Source organism: Halopseudomonas laoshanensis (assembly GCF_008365385.1).
GTDB classification, from domain to species: Bacteria; Pseudomonadota; Gammaproteobacteria; order Pseudomonadales; family Pseudomonadaceae; genus Halopseudomonas; species Halopseudomonas laoshanensis.
Map to the genome: position 1 here is coordinate 943,290 of NZ_QOVF01000001.1, position 15,743 is coordinate 959,032.

Consider the following 15,743-nt stretch of genomic DNA (forward strand, 5'->3'; position numbering starts at 1 on the left):
CCTTAGTCGTCCCGCCCCTCCATCATTACCCGTTTGAGCAGAATATAAACGGAGCCGGTGCCGCCGTGGCGGGGCAGGCAAGAGGTAAAGCCCAGCACCTGGCTGTGTTGACGCAACCAGGTGTTCACGTGGCTTTTGATGATCGGGCTGCGACCGTCTTTACGCTGGGCCTTGCCATGTGTGACCCGTACGCAGCGCACCTCCATTTTGTTCGCTTCCGCGAGAAAGGCCCAAAGCAGTTCCCGGGCCTTTTCCACCGTCAGGCCATGCAGGTCAATCGAACCTTCAAAGGGGATCTGGCCGCTTTTCAATTTGCGTAGCTGGCTTTCCTGAACGCCGTTTGCTGCCCAGATGAGCTCTTCCTCGGGCAGCACATCAATCACGAACTGATCCGACATGCCGTCCACGCGAACGCGATTGGTCGGCTGCACGGCGCCCTGGCGCAGGGTCTTGATTCGCGTGCGGTCGGTGCGGGCTTTGCCGGTGTCGGCCTGGTCTACCTTGATGCGCCTGGCCCCTTGGGTAGCCTGGCGGAAAAGTTCCAGATCGTCCGGTTCGCTCGGGTCGTGGCTCATGGTAGTCATTCTGCGTGATAAAAAGGCAAGTGTATCAGTAGTTTCCAAGCCCATGCAGGTTAGAATGAGCGCTTGTCAGCAACCCGCGATCGAGCTGTTTAAGCCCTCTGGAGGCATCGTCATGACCGAGCACACCGCCCTCACCACTATCCGCGACCTGGTGCGCTGGGGTGTCAGCCGCTTTCATGAAGACGGGGTGTTTTTTGGCCACGGCTCGGATAACGCCTGGGACGAAGCCCGGCTGCTGGTATTGCATGCGCTGTATCTGCCATGGGAAACGCCCGAAGAGTATATGGCGTGCCAAGTAACCGAAAGCGAGCGCCAGTTGACCCTGGCGCTGCTGCAACGGCGGATAGAACAGCGCATTCCAGCGGCATACCTGACCGGGCAGGCCAGGTTTGCCGGTTTGGACTTTATCGTCGATGAGCGAGTATTGGTGCCGCGTTCGCCGATAGCCGAGCTGATCGCCCAACGCTTCCAACCCTGGCTTGAGGCGGAGCCGACACGGATCCTCGATCTGTGCACGGGCAGTGGCTGCATTGGTATCGCCTGCGCTTATGCCTTCCCCGAAGCTGAAGTGCTGCTGGCCGATCTGTCCGCCGATGCGCTGGCGGTCGCCGAGCTGAATATCGATGCCCATCAATTACAGGGCCGCGTAGAAGCACGCTGGTCGGATGGTTTTGAAGGCATGCCTGGCGAGCGATTTGACCTGATCGTCAGTAACCCGCCCTATGTCGATGCCGAGGATATGGCCGAGTTACCTGACGAGTACATGCACGAGCCGGAAATGGGCCTGGCGGCCGGTCTGGATGGCCTGGATCTGGTACGCAGGATGCTCGCGCAGGCTGCAGATCATTTGACCGAGCAGGGCTTACTGGTGATAGAGGTCGGCAATAGCATGGTGCATGTGATGGCGGAGTGGCCTGAAGTGGATTTCGAATGGGTGACATTCAGCCAGGGCGGGCATGGCGTGTTTGTACTCAGCGCCAGGCAATGCCGGGAGTATCAGGGCCTGTTTGCCTCCCACCTGAGCTGAAGCGCGGAGCTGAGATGAGCTGAAAAAAATTCAGCTCATCTCAGCTCATGACCACCCAAAGCAGCATCAGCGCTTGAAATATCGCGAACACGATCAGACAGCCGATGGCGAAGCGCTGATTCATTTCATTGTTCTTGAAGTTGTCTATCACCCGCTGGAACTGTGAAAGCTGCGCCTGTTGCTTGCGGTTCAACTGTTCCTGCTCGCGCAACTGGTTGAGAATATCGCTGATTTGGATCGCGGCGACTTTTTCAGTATTCCAGCTACTGATCAAGCTACTGACCCGGTTGGCCTGGGCGCGCCCTGCAGTGCGCTCCTCGTTCGAATAGCTCAGATCAAATCCGGCACGCAGCAACAACTTTTCCCGAATCAGCCGGCTTTCTTCGCTGCTGACTTCCTCCGCGTGCAATATGATCGGTGTGATCGAGTAGTCGCCGCAACTGCGCTGGCACCACTCGATAAGCTGGGCCAGTAAGTAGCCGCCCAGGCCGCGTTGAGCAGGTTGCATGCGTACCTGCTCAAGTGGGCCAAAGCGCACGCGGCGGTTCTTGTGGTCAACCAGCACTTCCAGCAGGTTGGTATCATCGGTTTTGTTTTCGCCATCGGTATTGACCCTGAGGCGGAATAACTCCAGATGAGCCGCACGTTCCTGGATAAGCGTGACCCGGGCCAAGCGTTCGGCATGGGCGATCTGCCGGCCTTTATAGATGGGTTTGAGCTGTATCCAGTAAACGTCGGTAGGCCGGGCGCGGGCGAAAGGGTCGCGCGGCGCAGTAACGATTTTCTGCTCGTTGTTGTCCTGCTCTGAAGAGGTGACTTGATTCATCGGCATTCCGAACAACAGTGGGCAATGGGTTATGAGGGTATTTATCGGCCGTTAATCGGGATTCTGCAATGAAAATCTGCCTTGGTCACCACCAGCTACTGGCTGCTTGCCAGATCAGGCGCAGGGCCAATAGCGTCAATAGCAGGTTGAAGATGAGGCCGAAGCGCTGGTCACTGATGCGCTTGAGCAGGTGCAAACCCGCCCAGGTACCCAAGGCGCCTGCTGCGATCATCAACAGTATCAGCCCCAGCCATTCGCCGAACACGAAACCGGCCGCGCCGTAGACGATTGCCTTGGGCGCATGTTGCAGGCTCATCGCCGCGGCAAAGGTAGCGACGGTAGACAGCCTTTCACCTTCCTGTTGCTGCTTGATGAAGGCGGCGACCAGTGGCCCGGTCGCACCCACAAACAGGCTTACGAAGGTGGTGAAGGTCGCGGCAATCATGGTGCCGGCCCGCCCGGTAGCCACCTTCGGAATCGCCGGCCCCCAGCACAGCAACAGGATAAAGCCAGCGATCCATAGCTGCACCAGGGGCAGCGGCAGGTCGACCAGAAACAGACTCGCCAGCCATGCGCCGATAATCACGCCGGGCAAGAACCAGAGAATGACACGCCAATTGATATGTCGGATGGTCATTAGCGCGCGGTTGGCGTTGGAGCCGAATTGCACCATACCGTGAACGGGAATAATGGCTGCCGGGGGCATGACCAACGCCATGATCGCCAGCAGCAACACGCCGCCACCGATACCCATGGAGGCAGTGAGCGCCGAGGTCAATATCGAGGAAATGATCAACAGTACGATCACCAGGCCGGGGACACCGGTGGGCAACACAAGCTCCAGTACTGCCTGCATGAATGCGTCCGTCAGGAGAAAACGCATAGCCTAGCGGCCTGCTGCCAGGCTGTCACCTGTCGAGAGGGAACGGTATACTTGTCAGCTTCGCTCACAAGACATCAGGTTGCGCGCATGTCCGGAAATACCCTAGGCACTCTTTTTACCGTGACCACTGCTGGTGAAAGCCATGGCCCGGCGCTGGTGGCTATTGTCGATGGGTGCCCGCCGGGGTTGGCGCTGGACGCCAGCGATCTGCAGCGCGACCTGGATCGGCGCAAGCCCGGCACCAGCCGGCACACCACTCAGCGTCAGGAGCCGGACGAGGTGGAAATTCTCACCGGTGTGTTCGAGGGTAAAACCACCGGCTGCCCGATTGGTCTGCTGATTCGCAATACCGATCAGAAATCCAAGGATTACTCGGCGATCAAGGATACCTTCCGCCCAGCGCATGCCGATTACACCTATCACCACAAATACGGTGTGCGCGACTACCGTGGCGGTGGCCGCTCCTCCGCCCGGGAAACAGCCATGCGCGTAGCGGCAGGTGCGATCGCGCGCAAGTATCTGGAAGGGCAGGGCATTGTCATTCGCGGCTACATGAGCCAGCTGGGGCCGATCGAGATCCCATTTAAAAGCTGGGATGCGGTAGCAAACAACGCGTTTTTCAGCGCTGATCCTGACAAGGTGCCGGAGCTTGAAGCCTATATGGATCAACTGCGCCGCGACCAGAACTCGGTCGGGGCGAAGATTACCGTGGTCGCAGAAGGGGTGCCGCCAGGTCTGGGTGAGCCGGTATTTGATCGTCTGGATGCCGAATTGGCTTACGCGCTGATGAGCATCAATGCAGTCAAGGGCGTCGAGATTGGTGCCGGTTTTGCGTCGGTGGCGCATTTGGGCACGGAGCACCGTGATGAGCTGACTCCAGAAGGTTTCACCAGTAATAATGCCGGCGGTGTACTCGGGGGTATTTCCTCGGGTCAGCCTATTGTTGCGCATCTTGCGCTCAAACCCACCTCCAGTATCACCACGCCTGGTCGCTCGATTGACGTCAACGGCAATCCGGTGGATGTGATCACCAAGGGTCGACATGATCCCTGTGTGGGCATACGCGCCACACCGATTGCCGAGGCGATGATGGCTATGGTACTGATGGACCATCTGCTGCGCCATCGCGCGCAGAACGCCGATGTCACCGTCACTACTCCGATACTCGGCCAGCTGTGAGCTGCCGGGTTTAGATTGAGGCGTTGATGCTGCCTTATTGGCGCCTCTCCGGTTTCTACTTCGCCTACTTCGCCTTGCTTGGCGGCGTAGCACCCTTTCTTGCGCTGTATTTCAGTCATCTGGGTTACAACGCAGCGCGGATTGGCGAACTGGTGGCCATCCCGATGCTGATGCGTTGCCTGGCACCCAATTTGTGGGGCTGGCTGGGTGATGTAACCGGGCGGCGTTTGACGATCGTACGCTTGGGAGCCTTGTTTACCGCGCTGGCATTCACCGGAATATTTTATCGCCAGGATTACCTCTGGTTGGCAATGATCATGGCGCTGCACAGCTTTTTCTGGCACGCCGTGTTACCGCAGTTCGAAGCCATTACCTTGAGTCATCTGGGCGCCCAATCGTCGCGCTACACCATGGTGCGATTGTGGGGCTCGGTTGGATTCATCGCGACCGTAGTCGGCTTGGGCTGGCTGCTGCAGATCCTCAGTCTGGATGTATATCCGGTCGTCATGCTCGGTATCATGCTGGCCATTTTCTTCTGCAGCCTGACGGTGCCTGCGGCGCCCGTAACCAAGCCGAATCACACAGGGGTACATACCGAAGGCTTTTTGCGGGTGTTGCGCCGACCCGGCGTGCTGGCGTTTTTTCTTTGCGCTGGTCTGATGCAGTTCTCTCACGGGCCTTACTACACGTTTCTGACACTGCATCTTGAAGCCCTTGGCTACAGCCGCAGCGTGATTGGGTTGCTCTGGGCCCTTGGTGTGATCGCAGAAATTCTGCTGTTTCTGGTCATGGCCAAGGTGCTATCGCGCTTCACCCTAAAACAGCTATTGGTCACCAGCTTGCTGCTCGCCGCCATACGCTGGTTGGTACTGGGGTCCTTGGCCGAGTATCTCATTGCATTGCTGTTTGCCCAGCTGTTGCACGCGGCGACTTTTGGTTGTTTCCACGTAGCGGCAATCCATTTTATTCAACGCAGCTTCAACGACCGCTTGCAAGGCCAGGGCCAGGCGCTTTACGCGACATTGTCAGGTATGGGGGGAGCTCTCGGCGCGCTATATGCCGGTTATAGCTGGAATACTATTGGCGCCTTCTGGACCTTCACCGTTGGTGGTCTGGCAGCTCTGCTTGCCGCGATCGTGTTACTGCGCTGTTTGCCCTCGGCCGACATTGAGCAGGCTCGAGGTCATACTTTCAGCTGACTGTCCGCTGCTAGCCAGGGCCTTTATACTGCCCTTACATTCCAAATAACAGGCGACGTCCAGGATGAATATCCTCGCTGTCTATGATCACGACCAGCTCCAGCTACCAGGCAAAGTCCTGACCCATTCCGAGGATATTGAGCCGCTGCTGGCTGGCATGGGTGTGCGCCTTGAGCGCCTGCAACCGCTGCCTACTCTAGGGCAAGATGATTCTGATCAGACCATTACCTCGGCCTTTGAACCGGTATTGGCTGACAGTCAAACAGCGGGCCCCTTGCCCTGTTTGCGAGTACAGAGAATGGAAGCGCTACCGGGTTATGCAGATGAAGCGCCGCACGCAGATGAGCAGTGTTTCGAGCAAGCTACAGCACGGCTGCAGGTGAGGGGCGCGGGTGTCGTCTGTCTGCATCAGGATCGCCAACTGCTGGTGTTGAGCTGTCGTCAGGGTGATTTGCTGACACTCCCTGCGCGTCTGGCCCATTGGTTTGTTCCCAGCGCCGGACAGCCCAGCCTGGTGATTCATGCGGCTGCGACGCAGCAAGCGCTGATCGCGGAGCTAACCGGTAATGATATTGCCAGCCGTTATCAGGTGCTTGAATTGTAAAACGTTGGGTGCGCGCTTGAGCTATAGTAAAGACCCATTGTAAAAGGAGCTTTATATGAATGTGAGCGTCGGTAACGGCTTTCTTGGTCTGGTTATTCTGATTCTGGATATCTGGGCGATCATCAATATCGTGCAGAGTAATGCCAGCACTGGCGCCAAGGTGTTGTGGGTGGTGTTGGTACTGCTGCTTCCGGTAGTCGGCCTGATTATCTGGTTCTTTGCCGGCCCGCGCGGTGGAAAGGTTTGAATGGAGTCTGAAAATCTTCCTGTGGCACTGGTTACCGGTGCCGCCAGAGGGATAGGTAAAGGCATTGCCGCCAGCCTGCTGCGTGCAGGCTGGTCGGTAGTTCTCACCGATGTAGACGAGCCCGCGGGTCAGGCCGCGGCAGAAAAGCTGGCTCGGCTGGGTACGGTTGAATTCATCCCTATGGATGTGAGCGATGAGGCGAGCGTGATGGCCTGCATCGAACGTATTGAAGGTGATTTCGGCCAGCTTGATGGTCTGGTCAATAATGCCGGTATGGCTGACCCGGACAATGGGCCGATCGAACAACTGAGCCTGGAGGCGTGGAATCGCAAGTTGGGGACCAATCTCACTGGTGCGTTTCTGGTAGCCAAGCACTGTATCCCCATGCTACGTGAAAGCGGGGGTGCAATCGTCAATATAGCTTCCACGCGAGCAGTACAGTCTGAAGCGCATACCGAGGCATACGCGGCCAGTAAAGGTGGCTTGGTCGCGCTGACGCACGCATTGGCTGTTAGCTTGGGGCCGACCATCAGGGTTAACGCAGTAAGTCCGGGCTGGATAGATACGCGTGACAATGCCCAGCAACAAAGCGACCCCTTACGCGCGGTCGACCATCAACAACACGCAGTAGGGCGTGTTGGCCAACCTCGTGATATCGGTGCTTTGGTGGTGTTTTTGCTGGGGCCAGCAGCAGGATTTGTGACCGGGCAAAATCTTGTTGCAGATGGCGGGATGACGCGCCAGATGATTTACGTAGAATAAAGTTTCTATCCCTCTCCGGTTAGCCCCCATGTTCTTGATTCGTTGCTGCCTTTTTGCCCTGGCTTTAGGGAGCTCGGGGCTGTTATTGGCCGACCCCTCGGCCTGGGATGCGGTGCGCGAGGGCAGGGCGATGGTTATCCTGCGGCATGCCTACGCACCGGGTATCGGAGATCCCGATAACTTCAGCCTGAACGACTGCGCCACGCAGCGGAATCTGAATGCGCAGGGAAGGGAGGAGTCTAGACGCTGGGGTGATTACCTGCGCAAGCAGGGGCTGGGTTCCGCTACCGTGTATACCAGCCGTTGGTGCCGGGCAGTCGATACCGCAGAAGGCTTCAAGCTGGGACAAGTGCAGCTATTGCCAGAACTGGATTCGTTTTTTCAGGATCGAGCGAACGCTCAGGAACAAATGCAATCATTGCGCCGCTTTATCGCTGCGCTGCCTGCAGGCGAACCGGTCATCATGGTCAGTCATCAGGTGAATATTACGGCCTTGACCGGTGAGTTTCCGGGCTCTGGTGAAGCGTTGTTGCTAGCCCTGCCTTTGAGTGACCGGCCAACGCTACTCGCCAGAGTGCCAGCGCCGGAGTATTAGCCGGCGCTGGTATGGCGGTGTAGAGTGCAGTTGCTCTATTTTTCGACGAATGCCCGCTCGATTACATAGTGCCCCTGGTCGCCATGACGGGCTTCCTTGAAGCCGCGCTCATCGAGAATGGCGCAGAAATCCTTGAGCATGCTTGGGCTACCGCACAGCATGAATCTGTCCTGCTCCAGATCAAAGGCGGGCAACCCGATATCGTCGAACAGCTTTCCGCCGGTCATCAGGTCCGTCAGGCGGCCCTGATTGCGAAACGGCTCCCGTGTCACAGTGGGGTAATAAATCAGTTTTTCCCTGATCTCTTCACCAAAGTATTCATGGTTAGGCAGTTCATCGGTGATCAGATCCTGATAAGCCAGCTCGCGCACGTGTCGGCAACCGTGGGTGAGGATGACCTTGTCATACTGCTCGTAGGTTTCGGGATCCTGAATGATGCTGATAAAGGGTGCTAACCCAGTGCCGGTGCTGAGCAGGTAAAGGTTGCGTCCTGGTAACAGGTGATCCAGTACCAGCGTACCTGTGGGTTTACGGCTGATGACGATCTGGTCGCCTTCGGCAATATTCTGCAGGCGAGATGTCAGCGGGCCGTCCGGCACCTTGATGCTGAAGAACTCCAGGGTGTCTTCATAGTTGGGACTGGCAATACTGTAGGCGCGCATCAGCGGACGGCCTTCAACTTCCAGCCCAATCATGATGAAATGACCGTTTTTGAAACGAAAACCCGGATCCCGCGTTGTTCGGAAGCTGAACAGATTATCAGTCCAGTGGTGCACGCTGAGTACCGTTTCGGAATTGAAGCCCGCCATTTAAATTCCCCCTGTAAGACTTGAGATATAAAGCCTGGATATCTTTAACTTGCGTGCAGTGTAAGGGCTGGCTAACCTATCGGTAAAACAAATAGTTTGGCTATATGTAAACGGAAAAACCGATAATGAAATACAGTTTCAGGCAGCTTGAAGTCTTTCTCGCCACCGCGGCGCATGAAAATCTTACGCGGGCGGCCGAGAGCCTGGCCATGTCTCAGTCGGCCGCCAGTAGCGCGCTGCGAGATCTTGAGCAGCAGTTCTCTGTGCAGTTGTTCGACCGTATTGGCAAACGTCTGCAGCTTAACGAGTTGGGCCAGAACATTCGGCCTCGGGTTGAGGCGTTGCTGGATCAGGCGCGCAGCCTCGAGCAGGCAATGGCTCGGCATGAGGAGCCGGGCCATCTGAAAGTCGGGGCGACCCTGAGTATCGGTAATTATCTCGCAGTGGAGATCATGGCCCAATACATGCTCGAACAACCGGGCGCAAAAGTGCAGCTGCAGGTGGCCAACACGTCCACCATTGTTCAGAAGCTGCTTAATTTCGAGTTGGATATCGGCCTTATAGAAGGGGAGACGCAGCATGCTGATCTGGAGATGCTGCCGTGGCGGGACGATGAGTTGGTGGTCTTTTGTGCCCCCGATCACCCCTGGGCGGGCAAACCTTGGCTGAATGATGAAGACCTGCTGGCGGCGCAATGGATTATTCGTGAACCTGGGTCGGGTACGCGCCAACATTTTGAGTGGGCCATGCACGGCTTGCTGCCGCAATTGCAGATCAAACTCGAGCTTCAGCATACCGAGGCGATCAAGCGCGCAGTAGAGGCCGGGTTGGGCGTAGGCTGCCTGTCGGCAATTACCCTGGTGGAAGCCTTCCGCAGGGGCAGTCTGGTGCCGTTATCAGTACCGCAGCGGGATTTCCGGCGGGGTTTCTACTTTGCATTGCATCGCAGCAAATTCCGAACGGCAGGATTGCAAAGCTGGCTGGAGTTATGCCGCGCGTCCGTTTGAAGAACACCTCTAGGATAAATCGCGTGCACAAAAAAGCCTGACGTCATCACATGCTTGTGATTAAACGTCAGGCTTGATGGGAGCTGCGTATTACTGCTTGGAAAGAACCAATTGGCCTTCTTCCAGCGGAATGCGGTTGCCTGGTTTGTGATCCATGCGAACGCTGCCTTCTTCCTCGCCGATGGTGTAATCCACCTGATAGGCAACTACCCGGTCATTGCTGTCGTAAACAGTCTCGCAACGGGTTTCAGTTGTGGTGTAAGTGCTGTTCTGCTGCATTCTTTCCTGGGTTTTATTCCCAGCGTAACCGCCAGCTGCAGCGCCTGCGACGGTAGCAATTTTCTTGCCGCTGCCACCACCTACCTGGTTACCAAGCAGGCCACCTACAACGGCACCAGCGACCGAGCCGAGCACTTGATGTTGATCCTGAACAGGCTTCTGCCGGTTGACGGCCACCTCTTGGCAAACCTCTCTGGGAGTTTTCTCGGTTTGCGTGATTTCTTCCACATTAACCACTTGGGCGTAGGTAGGCTCTTTGTCCGAAAGCGCGGTATAGCCGGCAATCGCACCGCCGGCGGTGGCTACTACAGCACCGATAATGATGCCCGACAGCATTGACTTGTTCATGATGAAACTCCAGTGCGATGAAATGTGTGCATTTTTTTAGTACGCACTGTTCTGACAAGACACTGTGACATAGGTTCACACTTTAGTCTGTAACTAATGTGACGCAGGTCGCATTCTCAAGCGCGTGGTAAGCTCAAGTGTCACCGGACGCCGCCACTGATCCTCTAGCTTTTGTCGCAATACGCGTAGATCGGCCAACAGAATGGGCTGCTCCGCGACCAGATCGCCGCGGATAATCACCTCATCGCCTGAGCGACTCACCTGCGGCACCAGTAGGCTCATACTCTTGCCATGAATGACAAAGGCTTCACGGGTCAGGTCATTTTCGATCTGCCATCTATCGTTGATGTCCTTGAAAGCAATCGTCAGGGGTATTGCTACGGTGGCCAACAGCAAAGCGGAGACCGCCAAACCTCTGCGCGCCTGCAGTAGCGGTGCATAGCCAAGTACCAGAAAAGTCAGAGCCGCACTGAGGGCAATCCCCACCAGGTTAGTCAGAAACAGCAGCATGGCACCGCTGAAAACGTCCCACTGCCACCAGCCGATACCGATGCCCGCCACCGACAAGGGTGGTACCAGAGCCACGGCAATGGCCACGCCGGGCAGACTTTTCATCACGCTTTCGCGGGCGTGGGCATAACCGCCGGCAATACCTGACGCAATCGCGACGCCCAGATCGAGAAGGTTGGGGTGTAGGCGACCAGCCATTTCCGGAGTGATTTTATTAATCGGAATCAACAGGCCGAGAATGGCCGCAGTCCCTAGCGCCAACAGAACACCTGCGCCAATAGTGGTGAGAGAGCGCTGCAGCAGGTTGCTGTTGCCGCGCAGCAACCCCATCGCCAGAGAAATGATCGGCGCCATCAACGGCGCCAGCACCATGGCGCCAATGATCACCGCGGCACTGGAGAGAAACAAGCCGAAGCTGGCTACCACCACGCTGAGCACCATCAGCGCGACGTAGTGGGTATGCAGTTGGGCGTTATCGCGCAAGAGCAGGAAGAGATCCTTGAAATCGTCTTCCAGAGCTCGGGTAAAAAGCGGCAGGTGGCTCTGGATCATGCTCAACCGCGCCTGATTGGTCGGCAGGTTGTCGATCTTCATGGTGTCTTTGCTATGGTTGCCTGGCGCCGGATTAGCCTGAGCGATGTCACCGGTATTGATCCGCACTGCCTGTGGGTACAGACGCAGCTCAATGGTAGCCGCCTCGCGCCGGCGCCCATCCACATAGTAGGCAAGCGGTTTGCTCGATTCGATCTTCAGGTACTGACTTTTGATATAGCTGACAGCCTTGGGCAGCCGGTTTACCCGGCTTTCTCCGCTGACCACCCCGGCAACCAGGAAACCCAGATACTCGCTGATGGATTTTGGCGCGATCAGGATGCTTGATACCTTGCCGTCCTGTGCCGAGAGACTCGCGTTGATCAGTCGTGCCGCCGCCGCATTGATATCATTTTCGATTACCACCATGCCGGTGATGGCTGTTTTCAGCGTCACATCCTTGCCGGTGGTCAAAGTGACCGGAAAAGGCTTGATAGCCCGCAGGTTCTTCAGGCTGCTCCATATCAGCGCAAGCCAGTAGAGCAGGTGCTGCCAGCGCGATGCCTGTCGGTTCAGATAGGTTTTACTACGCTGATCAATGAAGGGTGTTTCACCCAGCATGACCATGCCGAGAACCACTTCGTCATTACAGCGGGCGATGTCCATGGCAGTCGCGTCGACGCGAAAGGCCAGCTTAAGGGCGTCGGGCGCTTTGCTCGGAATGCCGAACCATTTGTGCAGCCGGCTTTTGCTCGCCGCAGGCAGTATTCCCAGGGAAAAATTAAGTGTTTTTGCCAGGTTGACGTGTTCTGTGATGTTTTCTTCATCGACCACGATGACCACGTGATCCGCCATCGTCAGACAGCTTCCGGGCGTTTTGAAAAAATCTTCGGTAGTGAATTCAAACAGCTCTATGTCTTCTGCCACGGCAAAGACACGGATATCCTCGAGCTTGTTCTGATGGGCATGGGAGCAGACTAACAGCGCTTTTTTGTGCAGGGTCACCGGCAAATCCTTACAAGATGAGCCGGCATTCTGCTTTATTTTTGCTGGTTTTGGCAGCCTGGCGCGCAGAGGCAGCGGGTCAGGGTAGCGGCAGGGCGTGAGAGTCGCGTTTCAAAATGCGGACGAAATCTCCCTCTGCCACTGGCGGGCTATATAAATAGCCTTGGAACGCGTGGCAGGACTGAGTTTGGAGGAAATCCAGCTGTTCCTGGGTTTCCACACCTTCGGCAATGAGTTCTAGCCGGAGGTTACGCGCCATCGCAATAATCGCGCGTACGATCTCCGCATCATTGGCGTCGCGGGTACAGTCGCGAATAAACGACTGATCGATCTTCAACAGATCGAGGGGTAAACGCTTGAGGTAGCTAAGTGACGAATAGCCGGTGCCGAAATCGTCCAGCGCAAACCTTACGCCCATGTCACGCAGTTCCTGCATCTTGGCGATGGTATCGCTGATATTCTGAATAACGATGTTTTCGGTAATTTCCAGTTTCAGGCATCGTGCAGGCACGCCGCGGCTCTCTATAGCGTGGCGCACCTGGTCAACAAAATCGGGTTGGCGAAATTGTCGGGGGCTGATATTCACGCTGAGGCTGAACTCCTCAGGGTTGATATGGCCCTGGCGCAACAGTTCGGCGATGAATTGGCAGGCTCGGCCCAGCACCCAGGTACCAACCTCGAGAATCATGCCGCTTTCTTCCAGTACATGGATGAAACCCATTGGGCCGGTAAGACCTTTTGTTGGATGCATCCAGCGAATCAGCGCTTCAGCGCCGACAATGCGTTGTTCCAGAGCGTCGAATTGCGGTTGATAGAAGAGCACGAATTCACATTTGCTCACCGCGACGCGTAACTCGGTTTCCACGGAAAGTCGCTCGCTGGCGGCAATCTGCATCGCCTGTTCGAAAAAGGCGATGCCGTTTCTGCCATTTTCTTTGACTTTGTAAAGAGCGATATCCGCGCGTTTGAGCAAATCGTCCGGGTTGGTTCCGTGTTCCGGCAGCAGAGTGATGCCTATGCTGCAACCCAATTGCAGGCTATGGCCTTCGATCAGCATCGGTGCCGACAGCGCGGCAAGCAGCTTCTCAGCGGTATGTTGCACTTGCAGGTGAATGGCCTCGGAGGGACCTTCCATACCGCAAAGCAGTACTACAAACTCGTCGCCGCCCAGGCGTGCGACCGTGTCGACCTTGCGCACCTGCGCCAACAGGCGACGGCTGACCTCCTGTAATACCGCATCACCGCAGGAGTGCCCCAGGGAGTCGTTGATGTGTTTGAAGTGGTCAAGATCAAAAAACAGGATTGCGCTGCTTTGCAGTAATCGCTCGCAAGCCGCCAGGTTCTGCGTCACGCGGTCACTCAGCAGCATGCGGTTGGGCAGGTCAGTGAGGGCGTCGTGATAAGCCAGATGTTTGACTCGCGCTTCAATCAGTTTCTGCTCGGTAATATCGCGAGCGGTCAACAACATGCATTCGGTGCCGTTGATAATCATCGGTTCTATCGAAACCGACACCAGAAGCTCCTGGCCAAACTTGCCATTCACGCGCATTTCTCGCTGCCGTACGCGCCCGTACCTTTCCAGCTCGTCAATCAGCACCGCGCGTTCGGAATAGTCTGCCCAGATGTTCATGTCCCGTGCGGTTCTGCCGATGGCATCAGTGGCGGTAAAACCGGTTAAGCGGGTGAAACCTTCGTTGACGTCCAGGTGCTTGCCAGTGGCCTTTTCGCTGATACTGATGGAGTCAGGGCTGGCTCTGAAAGCCCGGGAAAATTTATCCTCGGACGCGCGCAGTGCTGCTTCCGCTTCCTTGCGGGCGGTAATGTCCTTGAAGGTGGAAAGCATGCACAACTGACGGTTGATGGTGATGAAACTGCTCGAGACTTCGCAGGTCAGGTACAGGCCGTCGCGGGTCACGAAGTCGATTTCCATACTGTTGAGGCCGGCCGCTGGATCGATTCTTTTCAGCACTTGCGCACGCTGCTGTGCATCGCGCCAGAACCCCACCTCAAGAGCGGTTTTGCCAATGATATCTTCAGTGCGATAACCAAATACTCGGCTGAAACTCTGGTTGATCTCGATGACCAGTTGCGTGGTCGCATTGACCAGGATGTAAGGATCGGGCGAGCCCTGAAATAATGCCGAGAACTTGGCTTCACTGCGCTGCAAGGCCTGCTCACTGCGGCGTCGATCGGTAATGTCTTTCAAGGTGCCGACCATGCGCTGAATGCTGCCATCGGTGTGGCGATGAAGCGTGGCGGTCACTTCCACCCAGCGCAGGCTGCCGTTTTCCGGAACTAGGCTGTAAGTCAGCCGATAACGCGACTGCGTGCCTCGGCGGATGGCGATGAAGCTGCGACGCAGCTCACGGCGGTGTTTGCCGGGAATGTCCTTCATGAACAGCTGCAATGGGCCATCCCATGCTTCTTCGGCGTGACCGTGCAGTGCAGCGGCGCGCGCCGAACAGTGAAGCAGGTCAGTATGTGGGCTCCAATCCCATATGCCCATCTGCGCTGCTTCCAGCGCCATGTTCAAGCGCTCCTGACTTTCGCGCAGGGCGTTGTCGTGCTGCTTCTGCTCGGTGATATCGTGCGCGGTAATCACCAGGCATTCACTGCCATTGACCATCACCGGCTCGGCATACAGGGTGACGTCGAGGCGAGTACCATTCTGATGGTGAATGTGCACCTCGCGATTCCGGATACGGCCTTCCTGGCGCAGCAACTCATGCATCAGTTCGTAGGTAGCGCGGTCCATCACGTCCAGCTCACACAGCGTATGCCCAAGCGCATCGGTCGGCTTGAGACCCGTCAAGAGTTCGAAGCTTTGATTGGCCTCAAGCAACAGCTCAGTCTGCATATCCAGCACCACGATGGCTTCATGGCTGGCATTGAACGCCTTGAGATATTTTTCCTGGGAAATTTTCAGCTCACGCTCGGTACGAATGCGTGCGGTAATATCATGGGCCATCGATAGGCGGCATTCGATGCCATGCACGACAATGGCTTCCATCGAAACCAGACAGGTTTTCATCTCCCCATTGCGGCAGCGTAATACAGCTTCGAACTCGACAATCCGACCTTCACTGGCAAAGCGATCGAGCAACTGCAGGCGCTGCTTCTTGCTCGCCCAAAGCGGGAATTCAGACGAAAGCTGATCAATAATGTTTTCCGGAAGCCAGCCGAACAGCTCCTGAAACGCCGGGTTGACGTCTACCACACGGCTGGTGGCGGCCTCTGCCAGCATGCTGGCAATAGGCATGCGGTGGAACAGCCGTTTGAACGCGACATCCTGATCGCTGCCCGCTTTATGCTTGTTAGCGCTGGGTAACTGCGGCATTAATCCATCCC

General features: G+C 56.5%; 15 protein-coding genes. 8 read left to right on the plus strand and 7 right to left on the minus strand.

Features of this window, described 5'->3' with window-relative positions; all coding sequences use genetic code 11:
* Positions 1-2: 2 nt before the first annotated feature.
* On the minus strand, positions 3-575 hold the full coding sequence (locus tag DT594_RS04365) for a Smr/MutS family protein (RefSeq protein ID WP_149331525.1): 573 nt from the start codon (positions 573-575) through the stop codon (positions 3-5).
* A 121-nt stretch (positions 576-696) separates the two neighbouring features.
* On the opposite strand from DT594_RS04365, the gene prmB reads away from it, so the two are divergent.
* On the plus strand, positions 697-1,611 hold the full coding sequence (prmB, locus tag DT594_RS04370) for a 50S ribosomal protein L3 N(5)-glutamine methyltransferase (protein ID WP_149331526.1): 915 nt from the start codon (positions 697-699) through the stop codon (positions 1,609-1,611).
* A 40-nt stretch (positions 1,612-1,651) separates the two neighbouring features.
* On the opposite strand, the gene DT594_RS04375 is transcribed toward prmB, so the two are convergent.
* The gene (locus tag DT594_RS04375) at positions 1,652-2,437 is read right to left on the minus strand and encodes a hypothetical protein (protein ID WP_149331527.1); all 786 of its coding nucleotides are present in this window, start codon (positions 2,435-2,437) and stop codon (positions 1,652-1,654) included.
* 85 nt (positions 2,438-2,522) lie between these two features.
* A complete protein-coding gene (locus DT594_RS04380) occupies positions 2,523-3,293 on the minus strand; it encodes a sulfite exporter TauE/SafE family protein (RefSeq protein WP_149331528.1) in 771 nt (256 codons plus the stop codon).
* A gap of 114 nt (positions 3,294-3,407) precedes the next feature.
* On the opposite strand from DT594_RS04380, the gene aroC reads away from it, so the two are divergent.
* The 6 genes from aroC to DT594_RS04410 all read left to right on the plus strand — a co-directional run bounded on the left by aroC (position 3,408) and on the right by DT594_RS04410 (position 7,906).
* Positions 3,408-4,499 carry a chorismate synthase gene (aroC, locus tag DT594_RS04385; RefSeq protein ID WP_149331529.1) on the plus strand — a complete coding sequence of 364 codons (1,092 nt, stop codon included), beginning with the start codon at positions 3,408-3,410 and terminating at the stop codon, positions 4,497-4,499.
* A gap of 26 nt (positions 4,500-4,525) precedes the next feature.
* Positions 4,526-5,698, plus strand: coding sequence for an MFS transporter (locus tag DT594_RS04390; RefSeq protein WP_149331530.1), 1,173 nt, complete (start codon positions 4,526-4,528; stop codon positions 5,696-5,698).
* Positions 5,699-5,762: 64 nt separating this feature from the next.
* Positions 5,763-6,302 (plus strand): cupin domain-containing protein, encoded by a 540-nt coding sequence (locus DT594_RS04395; RefSeq protein WP_149331531.1) that lies wholly within the window; start codon positions 5,763-5,765, stop codon positions 6,300-6,302.
* A 55-nt stretch (positions 6,303-6,357) separates the two neighbouring features.
* Positions 6,358-6,549, plus strand: a complete 192-nt coding sequence (locus DT594_RS04400) for a PLDc N-terminal domain-containing protein (protein ID WP_096345831.1) — start codon at positions 6,358-6,360, stop codon at positions 6,547-6,549.
* Entirely contained in the window at positions 6,550-7,311 is a 762-nt protein-coding gene (locus tag DT594_RS04405) for an SDR family oxidoreductase (protein WP_149331532.1), read from the plus strand.
* A 28-nt stretch (positions 7,312-7,339) separates the two neighbouring features.
* A complete protein-coding gene (locus tag DT594_RS04410) occupies positions 7,340-7,906 on the plus strand; it encodes a histidine phosphatase family protein (protein WP_149331533.1) in 567 nt (188 codons plus the stop codon).
* Between the two features lie 35 nt (positions 7,907-7,941).
* Here DT594_RS04410 and DT594_RS04415 read toward each other — a convergent pair whose 3' ends face one another.
* Positions 7,942-8,715: a ferredoxin--NADP reductase gene (locus tag DT594_RS04415; RefSeq protein WP_149331534.1), complete on the minus strand. Its 774-nt coding sequence runs from the start codon at positions 8,713-8,715 to the stop codon at positions 7,942-7,944.
* A gap of 125 nt (positions 8,716-8,840) precedes the next feature.
* Between DT594_RS04415 and DT594_RS04420 the strand changes: the two genes are divergently transcribed.
* Positions 8,841-9,722 (plus strand): LysR substrate-binding domain-containing protein, encoded by an 882-nt coding sequence (locus DT594_RS04420; RefSeq protein ID WP_149331535.1) that lies wholly within the window; start codon positions 8,841-8,843, stop codon positions 9,720-9,722.
* A gap of 90 nt (positions 9,723-9,812) precedes the next feature.
* Here the strand turns inward: DT594_RS04420 and DT594_RS04425 are convergent, their stop codons facing one another.
* The 3 genes from DT594_RS04425 to DT594_RS04435 form a co-directional block, all read right to left on the minus strand.
* Positions 9,813-10,349: a glycine zipper 2TM domain-containing protein gene (locus DT594_RS04425; protein WP_096345836.1), complete on the minus strand. Its 537-nt coding sequence runs from the start codon at positions 10,347-10,349 to the stop codon at positions 9,813-9,815.
* 93 nt (positions 10,350-10,442) lie between these two features.
* Positions 10,443-12,395, minus strand: a complete 1,953-nt coding sequence (locus DT594_RS04430) for a DUF389 domain-containing protein (RefSeq protein ID WP_149331536.1) — start codon at positions 12,393-12,395, stop codon at positions 10,443-10,445.
* 79 nt (positions 12,396-12,474) lie between these two features.
* Positions 12,475-15,732, minus strand: coding sequence for a PAS domain S-box protein (locus DT594_RS04435; RefSeq protein ID WP_246164546.1), 3,258 nt, complete (start codon positions 15,730-15,732; stop codon positions 12,475-12,477).
* Between the last annotated feature and the right edge of the window lie 11 nt (positions 15,733-15,743).

What these genes read in the sequence shown, in the direction of transcription:
- DT594_RS04365 (WP_149331525.1), bottom strand. Translation starts at nt 575, where the DNA reads ATGAGCCACGACCCGAGCGAACCGGACGATCTGGAACTTTTCCGCCAG.
- prmB (WP_149331526.1), top strand. Translation starts at nt 697, where the DNA reads ATGACCGAGCACACCGCCCTCACCACTATCCGCGACCTGGTGCGCTGG.
- DT594_RS04375 (WP_149331527.1), bottom strand. Translation starts at nt 2,437, where the DNA reads ATGAATCAAGTCACCTCTTCAGAGCAGGACAACAACGAGCAGAAAATC.
- DT594_RS04380 (WP_149331528.1), bottom strand. Translation starts at nt 3,293, where the DNA reads ATGCAGGCAGTACTGGAGCTTGTGTTGCCCACCGGTGTCCCCGGCCTG.
- aroC (WP_149331529.1), top strand. Translation starts at nt 3,408, where the DNA reads ATGTCCGGAAATACCCTAGGCACTCTTTTTACCGTGACCACTGCTGGT.
- DT594_RS04390 (WP_149331530.1), top strand. Translation starts at nt 4,526, where the DNA reads ATGCTGCCTTATTGGCGCCTCTCCGGTTTCTACTTCGCCTACTTCGCC.
- DT594_RS04395 (WP_149331531.1), top strand. Translation starts at nt 5,763, where the DNA reads ATGAATATCCTCGCTGTCTATGATCACGACCAGCTCCAGCTACCAGGC.
- DT594_RS04400 (WP_096345831.1), top strand. Translation starts at nt 6,358, where the DNA reads ATGAATGTGAGCGTCGGTAACGGCTTTCTTGGTCTGGTTATTCTGATT.
- DT594_RS04405 (WP_149331532.1), top strand. Translation starts at nt 6,550, where the DNA reads ATGGAGTCTGAAAATCTTCCTGTGGCACTGGTTACCGGTGCCGCCAGA.
- DT594_RS04410 (WP_149331533.1), top strand. Translation starts at nt 7,340, where the DNA reads ATGTTCTTGATTCGTTGCTGCCTTTTTGCCCTGGCTTTAGGGAGCTCG.
- DT594_RS04415 (WP_149331534.1), bottom strand. Translation starts at nt 8,715, where the DNA reads ATGGCGGGCTTCAATTCCGAAACGGTACTCAGCGTGCACCACTGGACT.
- DT594_RS04420 (WP_149331535.1), top strand. Translation starts at nt 8,841, where the DNA reads ATGAAATACAGTTTCAGGCAGCTTGAAGTCTTTCTCGCCACCGCGGCG.
- DT594_RS04425 (WP_096345836.1), bottom strand. Translation starts at nt 10,349, where the DNA reads ATGAACAAGTCAATGCTGTCGGGCATCATTATCGGTGCTGTAGTAGCC.
- DT594_RS04435 (WP_246164546.1), bottom strand. Translation starts at nt 15,732, where the DNA reads ATGCCGCAGTTACCCAGCGCTAACAAGCATAAAGCGGGCAGCGATCAG.